21 protein-coding genes are annotated in these 18937 nt (G+C 69.0%); 16 read left to right on the forward strand and 5 right to left on the reverse strand.

Features of this window, described 5'->3' with window-relative positions; all coding sequences use genetic code 11:
• Nucleotides 1–79: 79 nt before the first annotated feature.
• Nucleotides 80–547, reverse strand: coding sequence for a redox-sensitive transcriptional activator SoxR (gene soxR, locus WI697_RS01975; protein WP_345957198.1), 468 nt, complete (start codon nucleotides 545–547; stop codon nucleotides 80–82).
• A gap of 101 nt (nucleotides 548–648) precedes the next feature.
• Here soxR and WI697_RS01980 point away from each other — a divergent pair, with 101 nt between their 5' ends.
• The 6 genes from WI697_RS01980 (at nucleotide 649) to WI697_RS02005 (ending at nucleotide 6768) form a co-directional block, all read left to right on the forward strand.
• Complete coding sequence (locus WI697_RS01980) at nucleotides 649–1068, forward strand: DoxX family protein (protein ID WP_345957199.1); 420 nt, start codon at nucleotides 649–651, stop codon at nucleotides 1066–1068.
• A 4-nt stretch (nucleotides 1069–1072) separates the two neighbouring features.
• On the forward strand, nucleotides 1073–2155 hold the full coding sequence (locus WI697_RS01985; RefSeq protein WP_345957200.1) for an efflux RND transporter periplasmic adaptor subunit: 1083 nt from the start codon (nucleotides 1073–1075) through the stop codon (nucleotides 2153–2155).
• Nucleotides 2152–5241 (forward strand): MexW/MexI family multidrug efflux RND transporter permease subunit, encoded by a 3090-nt coding sequence (locus WI697_RS01990; protein ID WP_345957201.1) that lies wholly within the window; start codon nucleotides 2152–2154, stop codon nucleotides 5239–5241. The genes WI697_RS01985 and WI697_RS01990 overlap by 4 nt, the downstream gene beginning before the upstream one ends.
• Before the next feature lie 84 nt (nucleotides 5242–5325).
• Nucleotides 5326–5871 (forward strand): NifU family protein, encoded by a 546-nt coding sequence (locus WI697_RS01995; protein WP_062764099.1) that lies wholly within the window; start codon nucleotides 5326–5328, stop codon nucleotides 5869–5871.
• A 16-nt stretch (nucleotides 5872–5887) separates the two neighbouring features.
• A complete protein-coding gene (locus tag WI697_RS02000; protein ID WP_345957202.1) occupies nucleotides 5888–6325 on the forward strand; it encodes a hypothetical protein in 438 nt (145 codons plus the stop codon).
• Nucleotides 6283–6768 (forward strand): glucosaminidase domain-containing protein, encoded by a 486-nt coding sequence (locus WI697_RS02005; RefSeq protein ID WP_345957203.1) that lies wholly within the window; start codon nucleotides 6283–6285, stop codon nucleotides 6766–6768. The genes WI697_RS02000 and WI697_RS02005 overlap by 43 nt, the downstream gene beginning before the upstream one ends.
• On the opposite strand, the gene WI697_RS02010 is transcribed toward WI697_RS02005, so the two are convergent.
• Genes WI697_RS02010 through ddpX form a run of 3 tightly spaced genes read right to left on the reverse strand, consistent with a single transcriptional unit; the run spans nucleotide 6699 to nucleotide 9488 of the window.
• A complete protein-coding gene (locus tag WI697_RS02010) occupies nucleotides 6699–8201 on the reverse strand; it encodes a lipid kinase (protein ID WP_345957204.1) in 1503 nt (500 codons plus the stop codon). The genes WI697_RS02005 and WI697_RS02010 overlap by 70 nt on opposite strands.
• Entirely contained in the window at nucleotides 8188–8889 is a 702-nt protein-coding gene (locus WI697_RS02015; protein WP_345957205.1) for an SDR family NAD(P)-dependent oxidoreductase, read from the reverse strand. The genes WI697_RS02010 and WI697_RS02015 overlap by 14 nt, the downstream gene beginning before the upstream one ends.
• Before the next feature lie 41 nt (nucleotides 8890–8930).
• The gene (gene ddpX, locus WI697_RS02020) at nucleotides 8931–9488 is read right to left on the reverse strand and encodes a D-alanyl-D-alanine dipeptidase (RefSeq protein ID WP_062764092.1); all 558 of its coding nucleotides are present in this window, start codon (nucleotides 9486–9488) and stop codon (nucleotides 8931–8933) included.
• Between the two features lie 73 nt (nucleotides 9489–9561).
• Between ddpX and tsaB the strand changes: the two genes are divergently transcribed.
• Entirely contained in the window at nucleotides 9562–10293 is a 732-nt protein-coding gene (gene tsaB, locus WI697_RS02025; RefSeq protein ID WP_345957206.1) for a tRNA (adenosine(37)-N6)-threonylcarbamoyltransferase complex dimerization subunit type 1 TsaB, read from the forward strand.
• Complete coding sequence (locus WI697_RS02030) at nucleotides 10290–10766, forward strand: GNAT family N-acetyltransferase (protein ID WP_345957207.1); 477 nt, start codon at nucleotides 10290–10292, stop codon at nucleotides 10764–10766. The genes tsaB and WI697_RS02030 overlap by 4 nt, the downstream gene beginning before the upstream one ends.
• 18 nt (nucleotides 10767–10784) lie before the next feature.
• Here WI697_RS02030 and WI697_RS02035 read toward each other — a convergent pair whose 3' ends face one another.
• On the reverse strand, nucleotides 10785–11033 hold the full coding sequence (locus WI697_RS02035; RefSeq protein WP_041605096.1) for a sulfurtransferase TusA family protein: 249 nt from the start codon (nucleotides 11031–11033) through the stop codon (nucleotides 10785–10787).
• A gap of 285 nt (nucleotides 11034–11318) precedes the next feature.
• Between WI697_RS02035 and WI697_RS02040 the strand changes: the two genes are divergently transcribed.
• From WI697_RS02040 to WI697_RS02075, 8 genes are all read left to right on the forward strand, one after another.
• The gene (locus tag WI697_RS02040) at nucleotides 11319–11741 is read left to right on the forward strand and encodes a Ros/MucR family transcriptional regulator (RefSeq protein WP_014747042.1); all 423 of its coding nucleotides are present in this window, start codon (nucleotides 11319–11321) and stop codon (nucleotides 11739–11741) included.
• Between the two features lie 322 nt (nucleotides 11742–12063).
• Nucleotides 12064–12504 (forward strand): Fur family transcriptional regulator, encoded by a 441-nt coding sequence (locus WI697_RS02045; RefSeq protein ID WP_041605099.1) that lies wholly within the window; start codon nucleotides 12064–12066, stop codon nucleotides 12502–12504.
• A 150-nt stretch (nucleotides 12505–12654) separates the two neighbouring features.
• Nucleotides 12655–13485, forward strand: a complete 831-nt coding sequence (locus tag WI697_RS02050) for a GNAT family N-acetyltransferase (protein WP_345957208.1) — start codon at nucleotides 12655–12657, stop codon at nucleotides 13483–13485.
• Nucleotides 13482–14414: a lysophospholipid acyltransferase family protein gene (locus tag WI697_RS02055; protein ID WP_062764087.1), complete on the forward strand. Its 933-nt coding sequence runs from the start codon at nucleotides 13482–13484 to the stop codon at nucleotides 14412–14414. Before WI697_RS02050 ends, WI697_RS02055 begins: the two co-directional genes overlap by 4 nt.
• A 104-nt stretch (nucleotides 14415–14518) precedes the next feature.
• Nucleotides 14519–15922 (forward strand): tRNA (N6-isopentenyl adenosine(37)-C2)-methylthiotransferase MiaB, encoded by a 1404-nt coding sequence (gene miaB / locus WI697_RS02060; RefSeq protein WP_345957209.1) that lies wholly within the window; start codon nucleotides 14519–14521, stop codon nucleotides 15920–15922.
• Between the two features lie 41 nt (nucleotides 15923–15963).
• Nucleotides 15964–17106 carry a PhoH family protein gene (locus WI697_RS02065; RefSeq protein WP_345957292.1) on the forward strand — a complete coding sequence of 381 codons (1143 nt, stop codon included), beginning with the start codon at nucleotides 15964–15966 and terminating at the stop codon, nucleotides 17104–17106.
• A complete protein-coding gene (gene ybeY / locus WI697_RS02070) occupies nucleotides 17103–17762 on the forward strand; it encodes an rRNA maturation RNase YbeY (protein WP_345957210.1) in 660 nt (219 codons plus the stop codon). The genes WI697_RS02065 and ybeY overlap by 4 nt, the downstream gene beginning before the upstream one ends.
• 239 nt (nucleotides 17763–18001) lie before the next feature.
• Complete coding sequence (locus WI697_RS02075; RefSeq protein ID WP_231889409.1) at nucleotides 18002–18910, forward strand: hemolysin family protein; 909 nt, start codon at nucleotides 18002–18004, stop codon at nucleotides 18908–18910.
• Nucleotides 18911–18937: the final 27 nt, after the last annotated feature.

Below are 18937 nucleotides of genomic sequence, written 5' to 3' on the forward strand. Positions count from 1 at the left end.
CACGTTCATATCGTGGCTCGATGTGCCCGCGTCGAGTGGTAAAGCTCACGCCTGCCCGATAATTGCGGAGGTGTGACTTTCACGGGCGTTCCAGAAGCCTGGGGCCGACACCCTCGCGGCCCAGCGCATCGCCGGGATTGCGCAGCGGGCAGTCGGCCAGCGACAGGCAGCCGCAGCCGATGCAGCCGTCCAGCTCGTCGCGCAGCCTGGTCAGGCGGATGATGCGCGCCTCCAGCATGGCGCGCCAGCGCGACGACATGTCCTTCCACTCGGCGGCACTCAGCTTCGCATCGGGCGGGAAGGGGGCGAGCGCCGCCCCGATGTCTTCGAGCGGAATACCGGCGCGCTGGGCCACCTTGATGATCGCGATCCGGCGCAGCACCGCGGCCGGAAAGCGGCGCTGGTTGCCGGCGCTGCGCATGCTGCGGATCAGGCCGCGGCTTTCGTAGAAATGCAGGGTCGAGACCGCGACCCCGGCACGTTTTGCGACCTCCCCCACGGTCAGGATCCGATGCGCATCGGTGCGGTCGTCCGGCTTTATCGGCATGCCCGGTTCCCCATTGACCTCAACTTTACTTGAGGTTCTATAGTCCGGCCGATCCGGACCGGCAAGCCTGCCGGCCTTCATTCAGCAACGGGATCGGTTCCGTGACAGGGTTCATCGAACGGGCGCTCGACAGCGCCTGGCTCTGGCTGATCGCCAGGATCTGCCTCGCCGTGGTCTTCGTCGCCTCGGGCCTTGCCAAACTGGTGGATTTCGAGGGCGGGCTCGCCGAAATGCGGGCGGCCGGGTTGAAGCCGGCCGTCCTGTTCAACCTGCTGACCGCGGCCACCCTGCTCGGCGGATCGGCGGCGATCCTGGCTGACCGGCTGGTCTGGCTGGGGGCCGGGGCGCTGGTCGTGTTCCTGGTGGCGACCATTCTGGTGGTCCACACCTTCTGGTCCAAGACCGGCCCCGAGGCGCAGATCGCCCTGTTCTTCGCCCTTGAACATGTCTCGGTGGCGGGCGGGCTGATCGCGGCGGCGATCGCCAGCGATCAGCGCCGCCGGTTGCGCTGGAGGGGGTGAGCCCATGTCCCGCACTCTGCTTGCAGGGCTCGCCGCGTTGGCCGCTGCCGGCCTCGCCGGCGCCTGGTTGCTTCTGGTGGAGCCCCGGCCGGCGCCGGCGGCCCCGGCCTGGCCGGCGACCAGGGTGGCGTTGGCCACGGCCGAACGGGTGACGGTGCCGCGGCGCTTTCAGGGCGTGGGCGAGGTGGAGGCCATCCGACAGGTGCTGGTGGCGGCCGAAACCAGCGGCCGGATCACCGGCATCGACGTCACCTCGGGCGAGGCGGTCAAGGCCGGCACGCTGCTGGTGCAGCTGAACGATGCGGTGGAACGTGCCGAGCTGCAGCAGCAGCTGGCCCGGCTGCGCAATGCCGAGGCCCGTCTTGGCCGCCTGACGCGGCTGGTCGAGCGCAATGCCGCCTCTCGCGAGCAGCTGGACGATGCCCTGGCCGAGCGCGACAGCGCCGCCGCTGCCGCCGCGCGGACCCGGGCGCTGATCGATCAGAAGGCGATCCGGGCGCCGTTCGACGGGGTCGCCGGTATCCGCCGGGTGCATCCGGGGCAGTATCTGGAAACCGGTGCGCCGGTGGTGAGCCTGGTCGATACCAGCCTGCTTCGGATCAACTTCGCGCTCGACGAGCAGGCCGTGCCGGAGTTGAGCCTGGGGCAGCGGGTGGAGGTTGCGGTCGACGCCTGGCCCGATCAGGTCTTCGTGGCGGAGATCACCGCCATCGACCCGTTGATCGGCGATGCCCGGATGGTCCGGATCCAGGCGACGCTGCCCGATCCGGACGGGCGGCTCAAGGCCGGGATGTTCGCCGGCGTGCGGGTGGTCAGGCCCTCCGGACCCCCGGCGCTGGTGGTGCCCGAGACCGCCATCACCTATACCGCCTATGGCGACAGCGTGTTCGTGGCGCGCGCCGATCCGGCACGCGGGCTGGTCGCCACCCGGGTGGCGGTCGAGGTGGGGGCGCGTTGGGACGGGCGTGCCGAGATCGTCTCAGGGCTTACCGACGGCGACCGGGTGGTGACCTCGGGCCAGGTGCGACTGGCAGACGGCATGGCGGTCGAACCGGTTGCGCGTGACACGCTGGAGGTGCGGCCATGAGCTTCACCGACATCTTCGTCCGCCGCCCGGTGCTGGCGCTGGTGGTCAGCATGCTGATCCTGCTGGGCGGCGCGGTCTCGCTCGGCCAGTTGCCGATCCGGCAGTATCCGGCGCTGGAGAGCGCCACGATCACCGTCACCACCGACTATCCCGGGGCCTCGGCCGAGCTGATGCAGGGCTTCGTCACCCAGCCGATCACCCAGGCGGTCTCGTCGGTGGAAGGCATCGATTATCTCTCCTCGTCCTCCGTGCAGGGGCGGAGCACGGTGACGATCCGCATGGAGCTGAACCGCGACTCGACCCGGGCGATGACCGAGGTGATGGCCAAGGTCTCGTCGGTCCGCTACCGCCTGCCCGAAGCGGCCTATGATCCGGTGATCGAACGCTCGGCGGGCGATTCGACCGCCGTGGCCTATGTCGGCTTCTCCAGCGACACCCTGCCGATGCCGGCCTTGACCGACTATCTGTCACGGGTGGTGGAGCCGATGTTCTCGGGCATCGATGGTGTCGCCAAGGTCCAGGTCTTCGGTGGGCAGAAGCTGGCCATGCGGCTCTGGCTCGATCCGGACCGGCTGGCGGCCCGTGGGCTGACGGGGGCCGATGTGGCGGCCGCCCTCAGGTCCAACAATGTTCAGGCGGCCCCCGGCCGGCTGGACGGGCTCTATGTGCTCTCGGACCTCTCGGTCAACACCGACGTCACCGACGTCGCCGGCTTTCGCGAGATGGTGATCCGCGACGATGCCCGCGGGCTGGTCCGGCTGGGCGACGTGGCCACGATCGAGCTGGGCGCCGCCTCCACCCAGACCAGTGCGGTGATGGATGGTGAGGCCGCGGTCTTTCTCGGTCTGTTTCCGACGCCGGCCGGCAACCCGCTGGTGATCGTCGACGGCATCCGCGATCTTCTGCCCGCGATCGGCAAGACCCTGCCGCCCGATGTCCGCGTCGATCTCGCCTATGAAAGTGCGGGCTTCATCCAGGCCTCGATCGACGAGGTGCTGCACACTCTGGTCGAGGCGCTGGTGATCGTGGTGGTGGTGATCTTCCTCTGCCTCGGCTCGTTGCGCAGCGTGCTGATCCCGGTTGTGACCATCCCGCTGTCGATGCTGGGGGCGGCGGCCCTGATGCTCGCCTTCGGGTTCAGTCTGAACCTGCTCACCCTGCTCGCCATGGTGCTGGCGATCGGGCTTGTGGTCGATGATGCGATCGTGGTGGTCGAGAATGTCCATCGCCATGTCGAGGAGGGGCGCACGCCCGTCGAGGCGGCGTTGATCGGCGCCCGCGAGGTGGCGGGGCCGGTGATCGCCATGACGCTGACGCTGGCTGCGGTCTATGCGCCGATCGGCCTGATGGGCGGGCTGACCGGGGCTCTCTTTCGGGAATTCGCCCTGACGCTGGCCGGATCGGTGGTGGTCTCGGGCGTGGTGGCGCTGACCCTCTCGCCGGTGATGAGTTCGCTGCTGCTGACGGCGAAGATCCACGAAAGCCGGATGGCGCGGATGACGGAACGGGTCTTCGGCGGGCTGACCCGCAGCTACGGGCATCTGCTCGGCCTGTCGCTGCGCCATCGCTGGGCAACCGGGCTGGTGGCGCTGGGCGTCTGCGTCAGCCTGCCGCTGCTCTACCAGATGCCGGCGCGGGAGCTGGCGCCGGTCGAGGATCAGGCCTCGGTCCTGGCGGCGATCAAGTCGCCTCAGCATGCCAATCTCGCCTATGCCGAGCGGTTTGCGGCCCGGCTGGACGAGGTGTTCGCGGCGATGCCCGAGACGGTCGGCACCTGGATCATCAATGGCACCGACGGGCCGTCTGCAAGCTTCGGTGGCGCCAATCTCTCCCGCTGGGAGGCCCGCAGCCGCACGGCGTCGGACGTCCAGGCGGGGTTGCAGCAGGCGGTGGCCGAGGTGGAAGGCAGCGCGATCTTCGTGTTCCAGCCGGCGCCGCTGCCCGGCTCCACCGGCGGCCTGCCGGTGCAGATGGTGCTGCGCACGCCCGAACCTCATGACGTGCTCTACCGCACCATGGAAGAGATCAAGCAGCGGGCGCGGGAGAGCGGGCTGTTCGTGGTGGTCGACGGCGATCTGGACTACGACCGGCCCGTGGTGCAGGTGTCGGTCGACCGGAACAAGGCGGCGAGCCTGGGCATCGCCATGGCCGATATCGGCGAGACGCTGGCGGTGCTGGTGGGCGAGAATTACGTCAACCGCTTCGCCATGGCCGGCCGGTCCTATGACGTGATCCCGCAGAGCGAGAGAGCCGGGCGTCTGACGCCGGACGCCCTCGGCCGCCAGTTCCTGCGCAGCCGCGACGGCACGCTGGTACCGCTTCGGGCGGTCGCGGAGATCTCGATGCGGGTGGAGCCCAACCGGCTCAGCCAGTTCGACCAGCAGAATGCCGCGACCATACAGACCATTCCGGCACCGGGCGTCTCCATGGGGCAGGCGGTCGCGTTTCTCGACGCCGAGGCGCGGGCCTTGCCGGCCGGGTTCAGCCATGACTGGCAGTCGGATTCGCGCCAATACGTTCAGGAAGGGGCGAGCCTGGCCATCGCCTTCCTGGCGGCGCTGGTGGTGATCTATCTGGTGCTGGCCGCCCAGTATGAGAGCCTGGTCGACCCGCTGATCATCCTGATCACGGTGCCGCTGTCGATCTGCGGGGCGCTGGCGCCGCTGGCGATGGGGGCCGCCACGCTCAACATCTACACCCAGATCGGCCTGGTCACCCTGATCGGGCTGATCGCCAAACACGGCATCCTGATGGTCGAGTTTGCCAACGAATTGCAGCTGCATGAAGGGCTGTCGCGGCGCGAGGCGATCCGGCGGGCGGCGGAGATCCGGCTCCGGCCGGTGTTGATGACCACGGCGGCCATGGTCTTCGGCCTGGTGCCGCTGCTCTTTGCCGCAGGGGCGGGGGCCGCAAGCCGCTTTGGCCTTGGGGTGGTGATCGTCTCGGGCATGATGGTCGGCACGCTGTTCACCCTGTTCGTGCTGCCGACCGTCTATACCGTGCTCGCCCGCGATCACCGCCCGGGGCATGCAGGGGTGCCACAGGAGGGGATCGTGCAGAACGGGGCTGCGTCGAAGACGTCTTGATCCCGTCGGATCGAGGTGCCAAATCAGGGCACGACAGACGGCATGGGTTCCGTCGCCCGAAAGCCGCAGAGAGGATCAGGTCCGATGTTCATCCAGACCGAGCGGACGCCCAATCCGCTGACGCTGAAGTTCCTGCCCGGCCGCGAAGTGGCCGAGGGTGGTGCCCAGTTCGCGCGCGGCGACGATACCGCCCGCTCGCCGCTGGCCGGCACCCTGCTTGCCATCGACGGCGTCGAAGGCATCTATCTGGGGGCCGATTTCGTCTCGGTCACCAAGTCCGAACAGGCCGACTGGATGCTGCTGAAGCCGCTGATCCTGTCGGACATCATGGAGCACTTCACCTCGGGCCGGCCCGTGCTGACCGGTGAAGGCGATGCGGCCGCGGCCCCGGCCGTGGACGAGGACGAGGTGACGGCGACCATCCGCGAGCTGATCGATACCCGGGTCCGCCCGGCCGTGGCCCAGGATGGCGGCGACATCGTGTTCGAGGGTTTCGATCACGGCATCGTCTATCTGCAGATGCATGGTGCCTGCTCGGGCTGCCCCAGCTCGACCATGACGCTCAAGAACGGCATCGAGACCATGCTCAAGCACTATGTGCCCGAGGTGGTCGAGGTCCGTCAGGTCTGAGCCGACCTTCCACGTGATGACACGCCGCTACCGTCTCACCTGCCTGGTCGTCGCCGTTGCGGCCGGGCTGGTCGCGTTCGGGTCCGCTCTGGGCGTGCTGCCGCGACCGGCCGGCGGTTTCGGCCTGTCGCCGGCGACGCTCGCGGCCCTGGATCTCCGCCGTGCGGAGGCGGCGGCGCCCGGGGCGCTGCCGGCCGAACTGGCCGGTGCGCTCGATACCGACACCCGCAAGGCCCTGTTTCGCGACACGCTCGACCCCGCCATCCGGGCGGTGAATGCCCGGGTGCGGCTGGAACGGGCGCTGGTGACGCTGGCGGCCGATGCCCGGGCGGAAGGACGCCGGCCGCCGCGCGGGCTGGAGGCGCGGGTCGCGGCTATCGCCGCCGCTACGGCGTTCCCGCCGACGATCCGGTGCGCCTGCTGGTGCGGGTGGACACCGTGCCGCCGGCCCTGATCACCGCTCAGGCGGCCCTGGAAAGCGGCTGGGGCCGCTCCCGCCTGGCGCACGAGGCCCATGCACTGTTCGGCGAACGGGCCTGGCGGCTGGCCGACGGGGTGATGCCGCTGGCGCGCAAGCGCGGGGCGGCCCATGTCGCGCGCGCCTTCCCCGACATCACCGCTTCGGTCGCGGCCTATGTCCACAATCTGAACACCCACCGCGCCTATGCCGCCTTCCGGCGCCATCGCGCCGAGGCGCGGCTGGACGGCACCCTGCCTGATCCGCTGCAGCTGGCGGGCGGCCTCAGCGCCTATTCGGAGCTGGGGCCGCGCTATGTCGCCAAGCTCAGGGCAATGATCCGCGGCGTCACCCGCGACGACGAGATGGCTCAGTCCGAGGCACCGCCACCATCGGGATCGGGCAGCGATGCCACGATCAGCGACCAGGCCTCGTCATAGGCGGCGGTAACGACTTCGGCCACGCGGGCCTGGCCGACCTGACGGACCTCTTCGATCGCGATCTCGATCCGGGTCGCCGCCTGATGCAGGCGCTGGCTGACCCGCTGATCCAGCGGCATGCCGACCAGGCCTTCCAGCCAGTTCACCACATCCTCGATCAGCGCCCGGTCGTCATCGGCGTCGCGGGTGGGCAGGTCCATCGCATCCAGCGCCTCGTCGGCGGTGATGGCGATCCGGCCCCAGGCGCCGCCGATCCGGCCGAGCGCCGCCACCACCTCTTCGCCCAGATGCGGGCCGGCATGAAGGGCGAGCCGTTCTGTCAGCGCCACGCCCTCGCGGGCGGCACGGGCCAGATCCTGCAGGGCGATCTCGGCCTCGGTGGCAAGGCCTTCCTCTTCGGGATGCATCTGCTCCTCCTGATCTTCAGGCGCCGGGTGCGGAGCGCGTGGGGGGGATGACGGGGGCCGGCTGTCCGGCCGGTTGCGGGTGCCCGGCAGCTCTGCCGCCGGTCGGTCGGGGGTCATGACCCGGATCGCCCGGCGTTTCAGGCCGAAGCTCGCCGGGGTTCTGGTCAGGATTTCACCGTCGACATTGATCCGCTTCGGCTTGGACGGGGTTTCGACCCGGACCTCGCGGCCCGACATGCGGTGAACACCCATCCAGGCATCGGCGGTTCCAAGGCGCAGCGCCGGCAGCAGCAAGGCCATGCGCCAGTGGGAGACGGGCTCGATCACATAGACGTCCAGCCGGCCGTCGTCGATCGCGGCATCGGGGGCAACGGTCAGCCCGCCGCCGTGATAACGGCCGTTGGCGACCGCAACCATGATCGCCCGCATCTCCACCCGCCGGTTGTCGACCGTCAGAACGGTATGGAAACGGCGGTGCCGGGTTACCACCCGGAACAGTGCGAACAGATAGGCGAGCGGGCCGAACCGACGTTTTTCCTCGCCATCCAGCGCCTCGGCGACGTCGACCGACAGGCCGATGCTGGCGACGTTGAAAAAGCCGCGGCCATCGACAGTGCCGATATCGATCTGCCGCACGCGCCCCTTCAGCGCCACGTCCACCGCCTGGGCCGGATCGGCCGGAATGGCGAGCGTGCGGGCGAGATCATTCGCGGTGCCGAGCGGCAGGATGGCGAGCGTCAGCCCGGTCTCGGCCATGGCGTCGGCCACGGCCGAGAGGGTGCCGTCGCCGCCGCCGACCATGACGAGGGCCGGCGGTTCCGCCGAGGCACCGGCCGTACGGATGGCCTCGGGAAAGGCGTCGGGCCCGTCCAGATCCGGGATGTCGGGGCGGAAGCCGGCGCGGATCAGGCGGCGCTCCAGCTCGTCGCGATCGAACCCCTTGGCCAGCCGGTCGCGCTTGCGCGGCGGGATCAGGACCAGGGCGCGGCGGCCGGGTGCCGCAGACGGTCGGTCAGGCGCGGCCATAGGCGGGCACCAGGGCGCCGCTGATCGGGGCGGCCTCCGACGAGGTCAGGAACAGGATGATCTTCGCCAGTGCCTCGGGCGTGACCCAGGCAGCATGATCGGCATCGGGCATGGCCGCGCGGTTGGCCGGGGTGTCGATGATCGAGGGCAGCACGGCATTGACGCGGATATGGCTCGCCAGCAGTTCCTGCGACAGGCTCTGGACCAGCGACATCACCGCCGCCTTCGAGGCGGCATAGGCCGCCATCTGTGCCGCCCCTGCGACCGCGGGCCTGGCGCCGATGGCTGTGACCGATCCGCCGCCGGCCGCCTTCAGATGCGGCACGCCGGCCCTGAGCGTGTGATAGAGACTGCGGGCATTTATCGACATCATCGCGTCGAAGCGGCTGCCGTCCACATCGGCAAGCGGCCCCATGTCGAAGCCGCCGGCGATCGCGACGATGCCGTCAAGGCCGCCCAGGGCCGCCGCCGCGGCGTCAACGGCGGTCGCCGTCTGGTCTTCGCTGCCCAGATCGGCCTGGACCAGCACCGCCCGGCCGCCGAATGCCGTTTCGGCGGCGGCGCATTCCTCTGCGACCAGATAGGTCGCGGCGACCTCGGCCCCCCGGTCCAGCGCGGCCAGCACCACCGCGCGGCCCAGTGCGCCGGTTCCCCCGGTGACCAGCAGCTTGCGTCCCTCGATCGACATCTCGGCGGATCTCCCCTCGTGATCGCGTCAGGTTCCGGCAGTCAGCCGGCGGGCATCAGCCGCGTGCCAGCGGCCGTGTCGCTCAACACCGGCAGGCGCCGGGCGTCGAAGAGCTGATAATGCCACCATTCATTGCGGTAGAAATCCCATCCCGCGGTGGTCATGATCCCCATCAGCAACAGCCGGTTGCGTTCCGCCTCGGGCGTGATGCCGGTGGCACCGTGATGCGACAGCGGGGTGAAGTCGTCGAACCCCGTGCCCATGTCGAGCACCTGCCCGGCCCCGTCGATCAGCGTCAGGTCGACCGCAGCGCCACGGGAATGGGGCGAGCCCCGACGCGGATCGGCGACGAAGTTCGGATCCGGCGTGTGTTCCCACAGCTTCCACTGGGCCTCGGACGGCCGGAAGGCGTCGTAGATGCGGAAGCGCAGCCCCTGGCGTGCGGCGATGGCGATCGCCCGGCGCATCGCCGCTGCGGCCTCGGGATGCAGGAAGCAGGCGGCGCGGGCATAGATCGGCCGGCCGGTGAAGTTGCGGGTGGTGGCGTAGGCGATGTCGATATCGACCCCGTCCCGCGCGCTCAGGATTTCTTCTAACATCAGCTGTCCCGTCCGTGCTATGCGGCGGGGGAACCCTAGCACAAGGCACGGCTCCGGGGGCACGGACATACATATGACCTTCGGCGGACGGACGGCAGTTCTGGCACTCGACACCTGCGCCGGGGCGACCTCGGCGGCGATCGGCCGCCACGGAGAGGTCGTGGCCCGGATCTTTGTGCCGGATGCCCGGGCGGCGGCGGAACGGCTGGCGCCCCTGGTCAAGGGGCTGATGGCCGAGGCGGGTGTCGCACCGGCGGAGCTTGCCGCCGTGGCGGTCACCCGCGGCCCCGGCACCTTCACCGGCGTGCGCATCGGGCTGGGATTTGCCCGCGGTCTGGCGCTCGCGGCCGGCTGCCCGGTTCTGGGCCTGACCACGCTGGAGCTGCTGGCCGCCGGTGCCGCTAAAGATGTCGCCGTTGCGGATGCCCGCGGGCGCGAGATGCTGGCGGTGATCGATGCACGGCGCGGCGAGGTCTATGTTCAGCGCATCGCTGCCGATGGCAGCCCCGGCGAGCCGGCGGCCGTGACGCCCGAGACGGCGGCGGCCGATCTGGTCGCCCGGCCGGCGCTGGCGGTGGGGGCAGGGGCGCGGCTGCTGCGTCCGCTGCTGGACGCCCACGGGCTGGCCGATCTGGTCCGTGACGATCTGCCGCACGGGCATGGCCAACCGGATGCCGCTGATCTGATCGGCCTGGCAGGGCGCCATCTGGCGGCGGGTCAGGCCGGCGGCGCGCCGCCCGTGCCGCTCTATCTGCGGGCACCCGACGCCCTGCCGCCGGCGCCGAGCGGGATCGAGACGCCGTGACCGGCACCCATGATCTGGCGCCGGCAACGGCGGATACGGCGCCGGCCATGGCCGCACTCTATGCGCGGGCCTTCGATGCCCCGTGGGAGACGCAGTGGAGCGCCGACGCCATCCGCGATCTGCTGGCCCTGCCGACGGTGGCCGCGATGATCCTGGGCCCTGAGCCGGCGCTTTCCGGCATGGTGATGGTGCAGGCCGCGGCCGGCGAGGCCGAGATTCTGACCATCGCCGTCGATCCGACCTGCCGCGGGCGCGGATTGGGACGGCGTCTGCTCGACGGGGCGGCGATCTGGGCAGCTGCCCGCGGGGCAGACCGGCTGCTGCTGGAAGTGGCGGTCGACAACATGCCGGCGCGGGCTCTTTATCTGTCGGCAGGTTTCCGGATCGCAGGTCGTCGGCGCGGTTACTATGCACGCGGCAAGGCCCCGGCGGTGGATGCCGAAGTCATGGAACTGCCTTTGGTTCCCGCCTGAAATCTGCCCGAGATTTCGTTATCCGCCGGCGATTCGGAAGGTCAGCCGCCACACGTCCGGCGTGTCCGTTTCAGCCGACAGGTCCACGATCTGGTGCCCCAGTTCCACAACCGACCGCGGTACGTTCTCCAGAGGCTCACCCGCCTTCAGTCGGACTTCACCGATCTGACCCCCGGACATCTTCCCGATCATTAATTTTGTTTTGACAAACGTCATCGGGCAGACATCATGCGTGACGTCGAGAAAGCGATCTGCACTTGGTTTCATTGCGAACCATCCGGTCGTCGTCTCGGAGTGCGAGGGACGGGTACGTCCCGGTGACGGCCATCCTGGGCGGAGGCCGGTACCGGTGCGGGGCCCGGACATCAGTGCCGATGTCCATCCTCGTCATCGTCATCCCGGTCGGACAGACCACCCGCCAGGCTCTCAGACCTCGACGTCGTCCCCCGGGCCGTCGAAGTCAAGGGCATTCCCGCGCGGAAGGCCCGGCCTGTCCCGACATCTGCTCCCGACCCTGATTTCCGCCCGAGACACCGAGGTCCAGACCATATCATGGCCGAAAATCCGAGCCCGCTCGATCTTCTCTCGCTGACCGCACAGATCGTGTCGTCCCATGTCGCGAACAACACCGTGTCGGCCGGCGAACTGCCGCAGCTGATCGGCGAGGTCTATCAGAGCCTTGCCGGCCTCGGCCGCGAGCCTGAACCGCGTGAGGAAGAGCAGCGCCCGACCCCGGCGGTGCCGATCCGCAAGTCGGTGCATGACGACTACATCATCTGCCTTGAGGACGGCAAGAAGCTGAAGATGCTGAAGCGCCACCTCAAGACGGCCTACGACATGACCCCGGAAGAATATCGCCGCCGCTGGGGCCTGGCCGACGACTATCCGATGGTCGCGCCGGGCTATGCCCGCCAGCGCAGCGATCTTGCCAAGCGCATCGGTCTTGGCCGTCGGGGCCGCGGCGACGCGGATTGATCCGGCCCGCAGCTGCCTCGGCTGACGATTTTGCGGGCGCCGGTCGGAAGACTGTGGCGCCCGCCGCTTGTCGTTGCGCGGCTGCTGTCCGATAATGGCCTGACGGGCGGGGTGGTCTTCCAGACCATCCCGCCACGACCGATTGCGGGGACCGTGCCTCTGATGGGGCGGTCCTTATCCGTTCGTGACGGTCGTCCGAAGGCGCGACGATGGCGCGGCCTCCGTTCCGGACGGAACAGGGGTGGCGGCATGCAGAAGCGCGCAGACCGGCCATCCGCGTGTTCCGCCCCCTTTCTGCCCAAGGAGCCAGGCCATCTTGGAGATGTCGCGACTGGAGCGTCTGTGTCTCGAAAAGGGTCTGAAGATGACCGACCAGCGCCGGGTGATCGCCCGCGTGCTGTCGGAAGCCGACGACCACCCGGATGCCGAAGAGCTGCATCGCCGGGCCAGTGCCGTTGATCCCCGGATCAGCATCGCCACCGTCTATCGGACGGTGCGGCTGTTCGAGGAAGCGAGCATTCTGGAGCGGCATGATTTCGGCGACGGCCGCGCCCGCTACGAGACCATTCCCGAAGAGCATCACGATCATCTGATCGACATGCGCAACGGAACCGTGATCGAATTCCAGAACACCGAGATCGAGCGTCTTCAGCAGGAGATTGCCCGCAAGCTCGGTTACCGACTGGTCGATCATCGTCTGGAACTGTACGGCATTCCGCTGGATCAGCCCCAGGACGACGACACGGACGCCGGCAAGGCCTGACGGGCCGCCCCGCCGCCGACCGGCGCGGGCCCCCTCCGGGATCGTCCGGGATCCCGGGACAGAGGGCTGCGTTCCGGTCAGCCTCTTCACCCACGACCGGCCACCCCGGTGGCCGGTCCTCATCGCCGCGAGACTTCAGGGCATGTTCGGATGACCGAAACACTCCAACCCGACCTCGGCCTGCGTTCCGGAAATCTGCGGGTGTGCCTCGCGGACGGAGCCGACGACATCGAGGCGGCCCAGCGCCTGCGCTACCACGTGTTCTACGAGGAACGCCACGCTCAGCCGAGCCCCGAGATGGCGGCTGTGAAGCGCGATCTGGACGGTTTCGATGCGATCTGCGACCACCTTCTGGTGATCGACGAGGCCCATCCGAGCGGGGCGCCGACGGTGGTCGGCACCTACCGGCTGCTGCGCCGGTCGGTGGCCCTTGCCCATGGCCGCTTCTATACCGCCGACGAGTTCGACATCGGCCCGCTGATGACGGTCGAGGGCGAACTGCTGGAGCTTGGCCGGTCCTGCGTTGCGGCGGAATACCGCAACCGCTCGACCATGCAGCTGCTCTGGCGCGGCATCGCCATCTATCTCGAGCATTACGACATTCAGCTGATGTTCGGCTGCGCCAGTCTGGACGGCACCGATATCGACATGCTGAAGACCCAGCTCGCCTATCTGCACCATTATCATCTGGCGCCCGAGGCCCTGCGGCCGGTGGCGGTGCCCGAGCGCTACGTCTCGATGGATCTGGTGGCAAAGGACGATCTGCATGCCACCCGCGCCCTGGCCGAGCTGCCGCCGCTGGTGAAGGGCTATCTGCGGCTTGGCGGCTTCGTCGGTGACGGCGCGGTGGTGGACAAGCAGTTCAACACCACCGATGTCTGCATGATCGTGAAGAGCGACCTGATCACCGGGCGCTACCGGGATCGCTATGAAGGCGGCTCGGGGCGCGGCCGGGGCAAGGCCGGCGACGAGGGCGCATGACCGGGTGGCTGCGGGCCGCCGTGCTTCTGCCGGTCTATCTGGCGGTGACGGCGGCACTGATCCCGGTGCAGGCGGCGCTGGTGGCTTTGAAGCTGCCCGGCGCCGTGCGGTTCCCGCGCTTCTATCACCGGCTGACCTGCCGGCTGATCGGCTTCGACGTCGATGTGGTCGGCACGCCGGTGCGCGACCGGCCGGCCCTGTTCGTTTCCAACCACAGCTCCTATCTCGACATCTCGGTGCTGGGATCGGTGATCGCCGGCTCGTTCATCGCCAAGAGCGAGGTGGCGGACTGGCCGCTCTACGGCCTGCTCGCCAAGCTGCAACGCACCGTGTTCGTGAAACGCGAGCGCAGCCGCACGGCCGAACAGGCCGACGAGGTGGCGAGGCGGCTGGAAGCGGGCGACCGGCTGATCCTGTTCCCCGAGGGCACCAGCAATGACGGCCAGCGGGTGCTGCCCTTCCGCACCGCCTTCTTCTCGGTGGCGGATCGCCGGCCGGGCGGGCGGCCGCTGGTGGTGCAGCCGGTCTCTCTGGCCTATACCCATGTCCGCGGCATGCCCATGGGGCGCAAGCTGCGCCCGGCCTATGCCTGGTATGGCGACATGGATCTGGCGGGCCATCTGTGGACCGCCCTGACCCTTGGCCCCGCCCGGGTGGAACTGGTTTTCCATCCACCGGTTACCATCGATGACTTCAAGGACCGCAAGGCGCTTGCCCGCCATTGCGAGCAGGCGGTCTCTGCGGGTGTCGCCCAGGCATTGCAGGGCCGTTCGACGGCGGCGCTCGCCCTGATCGGCCATGTCCTGGCGCAGCGCGGCCCGGCAGTGGAGGGCGGCGCCCTTCAGGTGGCCGAAGAGGACGAGCCGCTCGACCCCCAGGAGATCGATGCAGCCGAGGGTGAGGCGACCTCCGAGGACGTGCGGGCCTGACGAAGGCCGGGTGTGCGTCTTGAAGCGGCCGCGGCGCGGCTGATATCTTGCGGGTGAGGCGGTCAGCGGACCGCGGCCCGATCAGAACGAGGCCCGAGGCGAGGGTGACGAAGAAGCTCTACATCAAGACCTATGGCTGCCAGATGAACGTCTACGACAGCGAACGCATGTCGGACGTGCTGGCCGCCCAGGGCTTTGCGCCGACCGAGGTGGCGGAAGACGCGGATCTGGTGATCCTGAACACCTGTCACATCCGGGAAAAGGCGGCCGAGAAGGTCTATTCCGATCTGGGGCGGCTGCGCGCGGCCGGCGGTCCCGCAGGACGGCTGATCGCGGTCGGCGGCTGCGTGGCACAGGCCGAAGGCGCCGAGATCCGGACCCGTGCCCCCTTCGTCGACATCGTCTTCGGCCCGCAGACCTATCATCGTCTGGCCGATATGGTGGAGCGCGCCAGCCGGGGCCAGGCGGTGGTCGAGACCGATTTCCCGACCGAGGCCAAGTTCGACCATCTGCCGACCGCCACCGGCCGGCGCGGACATACCGCCTTCGTGGCGGTGCAGGAAGGCTGCGACAAGTTCTGCACCTTCTGCGTGGTCCCCTATACCCGCGGTGCCGAATACAGCCGGCCGGCGGGGGCCATCCTGGACGAGATCCGCGCGCTTGCGGCCGACGGCGTGCGCGAGGTGATGCTGCTTGGCCAGAACGTCAACGCCTATCACGGTGCGGCCCCTGAAGGGGCCCGCGGGCCGGCGGGCGACTGGACCCTGGCCCGGCTGGCGCGGGCGATTGCCGAAATCGACGGCATCGCCCGGATCCGCTACACCACCTCGCACCCCCGCGACATGGGCGGCGACCTGATCCTGGCCCATCGTGACCTGCCGCAGCTGATGCCCTATCTGCACCTGCCGGTGCAGTCGGGATCCGACCGGATCCTGAAGGCGATGAACCGCAAGCACACCGCCGAAGACTATCTGCGCATCGTGGACCGGCTGCGCGAGGTGCGCCCCGACATGGCGATGTCCGGGGATTTCATCGTCGGCTTCCCCGGCGAGAGCGATGCGGATTTCGAGGCGACCATGCGGCTGGTGGAGCGGGTGGATTACGCGCTCGCCTATTCCTTCAAATACAGCCCGCGTCCCGGCACGCCGGCCGCGGATCTGGACGACCAGGTGCCGGACGAGGTGAAGTCCGAGCGCCTGCAGCGCCTGCAGGACCTGCTTTCGTCCCAGCAGCGCGCCTTCAATGCCAGCATGACGGGGCGGCGCCTGCCGGTGCTGCTGGAGAGGCCCGGCCGGCATGCCGGGCAGATGGTCGGCCGCTCGCCTTACATGCAGGCGGTGGTGGTCGACGCACCCGCGGAGGCCGCGGGCCGGATGGTGGAGGTCGACATCGACACCGTCAATTCCTTCAGCCTGAACGGGCGGATCACGGGCGGCGAATGGCTGCCGACCGGGATCACCGCCGCCGGGGACAGCCGGATCGCCGCGTCCGCCGGGGTGGTTTCTTGACGGCCCGGCGCACCGATCGCGCGGCGCGCGGCCGCACCCCCATGGCTGCCGAGCGGGTTGCCGCAGCCGACATCGATGCGGTGATCCTGGATTTCGACGACAACCACCTGCTCGCGCTGCTGGTCGGCGAACATGACGAGCATCTGGTGCGGATCGAAAGCCAGCTTGGCGTGCATATCGTCAGCCGTGGCAACCGCCTGGCGATCCAGGGCAGTGAAAGTGCCCAGGATGCCGCCGCCGATGTGCTGGACGGCCTTTACCAGCGACTGAAGCGCAACCTGATCGTGACGATGGCCGAGGTCGACGCCGCGATCCGCATGGTCACCCAGGCCGCGACCGCGGCGCTCGGCACCGAGGCGGTGGAAATCCCGCCGGCAGAGGCGACCACCACGGTCACGCATCCGGCGGCAGGGCGCAGCGGCGATCACGGTGCGCAGGCTGGTGCCTACATCACCGGCGAAGTGGTCATCAAGACCAAGAAAAAGCGCATCACGCCCCGGTCCATGCGCCAGGGGGCCTATCTGTCTGCGATCCGCGATCATGATCTGGTCTTCGGCATCGGTCCGGCGGGTACGGGCAAGACCTATCTGGCGGTGGCCATGGCGGTGGCGCTGTTCCTGGAAAAGAAGGTCGACCGCATCATTCTGTCGCGTCCGGCGGTGGAGGCGGGGGAGCGGCTGGGCTTCCTGCCCGGCACGCTGGAGGAGAAGGTGAACCCCTATCTCCGCCCGCTCTACGATGCGCTTCAGGACACCCTGCCCGACGACATCGTCGCCAAGCTGATCGAAAGCGGCAAGATCGAAGTGGCGCCGCTCGCCTTCATGCGCGGCCGCACGCTCTCCAACGCCTTCGTGATCCTGGATGAGGCGCAGAACACCACCGCGGTGCAGATGAAAATGTTCCTCACCCGCCTGGGTGAGAACAGCCGCATGGTGATCACCGGCGACCTGTCGCAGATCGATCTGCCGGCCGGCACCGTCTCGGGCCTGTCCGATGCGCTGTCGGTGCTGGGGCGGCTTAAGGAGGTGTCGGTCGTCACCTTCGATGATACCGATGTCGTTCGCCACCCGCTGGTGGCCCGCATCGTGCGCGCCTATGACGCCCGCGACGAAGCCCGGCGCCGCCCGCGCCGGCAGGCGGAACGCGGCGGCGCCCCTGCAAAGGCCGGGGAGGGCACGGCATGATCGACCTGCCGCCGCAGGAGGATGGCGACGAGAGCGTGGCAGAGGATGTCGAAACGCTCGCTCTCCTGGGGGGGCGGGTGGAGATCGCCCTGCAGCGCGTCGGGCAAATCTGGGCCGATCCCTGCTGGGACGAGCCGGCGGCCCGGCTGGACGGGCCGCTGCCCGAGGCGATCGGTCGTCTGGCCGGCGCTTTGCTGACGATGGCGGCCTCGGATCTGCTCGCACGGGCGGAGGACCGGCTGATCGAGATCTCGGTCACGCTGACGGACGATGCCGCCGTGCGCGAGCTGAACCGTGACTGGCGGGAGAAGGACAAGCCGACCAACGTCTTGTCCTTTCCCGCAGAGTCCATCGATCCGGAGGATCCGGAGACGATCGATGAGGTTCTCGACATGCTGCCGGCAGAGGCGCCGCTGATGCTGGGCGACGTGATCGTCGCGGCCGAGACGGTGAAGGCCGAGGCGGCCGCGCAGGGCAAGGCGCCTCGGGCCCATCTGATGCATCTGATCGCCCACGGCCTGCTGCATCTGCTTGGTCACGACCATGTCGACGACGATCAGGCCGAGCAGATGGAAGCCATCGAGATCCGCTGTCTGGCGGGCTTCGGCATCCAGGACCCCTATGCCGAGATCGAGGGCGCGCCCGACGCGGACTGAGTGCGCGCGAAGGTTGCCCGGCACCATGCGGCCGCCGCGCTGCTGCCGCGTTCAGATGGACGATTGACGACACCCCCGCCTTCGTTGGAGAGTCTGAGAAGTCGGAGGATCGGGAGGCCGTTCCGGGCAGGGCGGCAATACGATCGACCGGACCGCAGGGCTGACCTGGGTCCGAGGGCAGGGGCCCCGGGCCCGGATCATGAGGATCCGTCGGCTGGCGGCCCATCGGGCAGGAAGCGATGAGCGACCAATCTTCGTCTAGACGGCCCCGCTCGGGCGGGGCCGGCAATACTTCCCTGGGGCATCTGCTGATGTCCTGGCTCGGCGGCGGGCGTTCCCGCGACCGGGACGAGCTGCGCGAGAGCCTGGTCGAACTGGCCGAGCGCATTGAAGGCGAGGAGGAGGAGCGCGAGGCGCTCGACCCCGCCGAACGCCAGCTGGTGACCAACGTGCTGAAACTCGGCGATCTGACCGTCGAGGACGTGATGGTGCCACGCGCGGACATCATCGCCATCGAAATCTCCACACCCATCGATGCCGCCCTCCGCGCCATGGCCGAGGCGGGGCATTCCCGGCTGCCGGTCTATCGCGGCACGCTGGATGAACTGGTCGGCATGGTCCACATCAAGGATGTGGTCGGGCGTCTGGGAGAAACCGGCACGCTGGAAAGCCCGGGGCTGGTGCGGGAAGTGCTGTTCGAGGCGCCTTCCAGGCGCGTGCTCGACCTGCTGAACCGCATGCGGACCACCCGCATTCATCTTGCCATCGTGGTCGACGAATACGGCGGCACCGACGGGCTGGTGACGATCGAAGATCTGGTCGAACAGATCGTCGGCGAGATCGAGGACGAGCACGACGATCAACAGCAGCCGCGGCTGGAGGAAGTGGAAGACGGCGTCTTCGAGGCCGATGCCCGGCTGGACGTCGAAGAGCTGGAAGCGCGGCTGGACCGGGTTCTGGTCGATGACGACGAGGATGTCGACACGCTGGGCGGTCTGGTTTTTGCCCTCACCGGCCGTGTGCCGGCGGCGGGTGAGACCGTCGAGCATCCGGCGGGGCTTGTCTTCGAGGTTCTGGATGCCGATCCCCGGCGGATCAAGCGGTTGCGCATCCGCGTGACCGCCCCTGAAGCCACGACGGCAGCGTGACCCTGGCCGATCGGGACCGCCCGGCTG

Origin of the sequence: Tistrella mobilis, assembly GCF_039634785.1 — a bacterium.
Taxonomy (GTDB): Bacteria; Pseudomonadota; Alphaproteobacteria; order Tistrellales; family Tistrellaceae; genus Tistrella; species Tistrella mobilis.

Coding starts and splice junctions, on each gene's coding strand:
- WI697_RS02075 (WP_231889409.1), top strand. CDS start 18,002: ATGAGCGACCAATCTTCGTCTAGACGGCCCCGCTCGGGCGGGGCCGGC.
- WI697_RS02045 (WP_041605099.1), top strand. CDS start 12,064: ATGTCGCGACTGGAGCGTCTGTGTCTCGAAAAGGGTCTGAAGATGACC.
- WI697_RS02040 (WP_014747042.1), top strand. CDS start 11,319: ATGGCCGAAAATCCGAGCCCGCTCGATCTTCTCTCGCTGACCGCACAG.
- WI697_RS02055 (WP_062764087.1), top strand. CDS start 13,482: ATGACCGGGTGGCTGCGGGCCGCCGTGCTTCTGCCGGTCTATCTGGCG.
- WI697_RS02050 (WP_345957208.1), top strand. CDS start 12,655: ATGACCGAAACACTCCAACCCGACCTCGGCCTGCGTTCCGGAAATCTG.
- WI697_RS01990 (WP_345957201.1), top strand. CDS start 2,152: ATGAGCTTCACCGACATCTTCGTCCGCCGCCCGGTGCTGGCGCTGGTG.
- tsaB (WP_345957206.1), top strand. CDS start 9,562: ATGACCTTCGGCGGACGGACGGCAGTTCTGGCACTCGACACCTGCGCC.
- WI697_RS02035 (WP_041605096.1), bottom strand. CDS start 11,033: ATGAAACCAAGTGCAGATCGCTTTCTCGACGTCACGCATGATGTCTGC.
- WI697_RS02015 (WP_345957205.1), bottom strand. CDS start 8,889: ATGTCGATCGAGGGACGCAAGCTGCTGGTCACCGGGGGAACCGGCGCA.
- WI697_RS01995 (WP_062764099.1), top strand. CDS start 5,326: ATGTTCATCCAGACCGAGCGGACGCCCAATCCGCTGACGCTGAAGTTC.
- ybeY (WP_345957210.1), top strand. CDS start 17,103: ATGATCGACCTGCCGCCGCAGGAGGATGGCGACGAGAGCGTGGCAGAG.
- WI697_RS01985 (WP_345957200.1), top strand. CDS start 1,073: ATGTCCCGCACTCTGCTTGCAGGGCTCGCCGCGTTGGCCGCTGCCGGC.
- WI697_RS02065 (WP_345957292.1), top strand. CDS start 15,964: ATGGCTGCCGAGCGGGTTGCCGCAGCCGACATCGATGCGGTGATCCTG.
- WI697_RS02000 (WP_345957202.1), top strand. CDS start 5,888: ATGACACGCCGCTACCGTCTCACCTGCCTGGTCGTCGCCGTTGCGGCC.
- ddpX (WP_062764092.1), bottom strand. CDS start 9,488: ATGTTAGAAGAAATCCTGAGCGCGCGGGACGGGGTCGATATCGACATC.
- soxR (WP_345957198.1), bottom strand. CDS start 547: ATGCCGATAAAGCCGGACGACCGCACCGATGCGCATCGGATCCTGACC.
- WI697_RS02010 (WP_345957204.1), bottom strand. CDS start 8,201: ATGGCCGCGCCTGACCGACCGTCTGCGGCACCCGGCCGCCGCGCCCTG.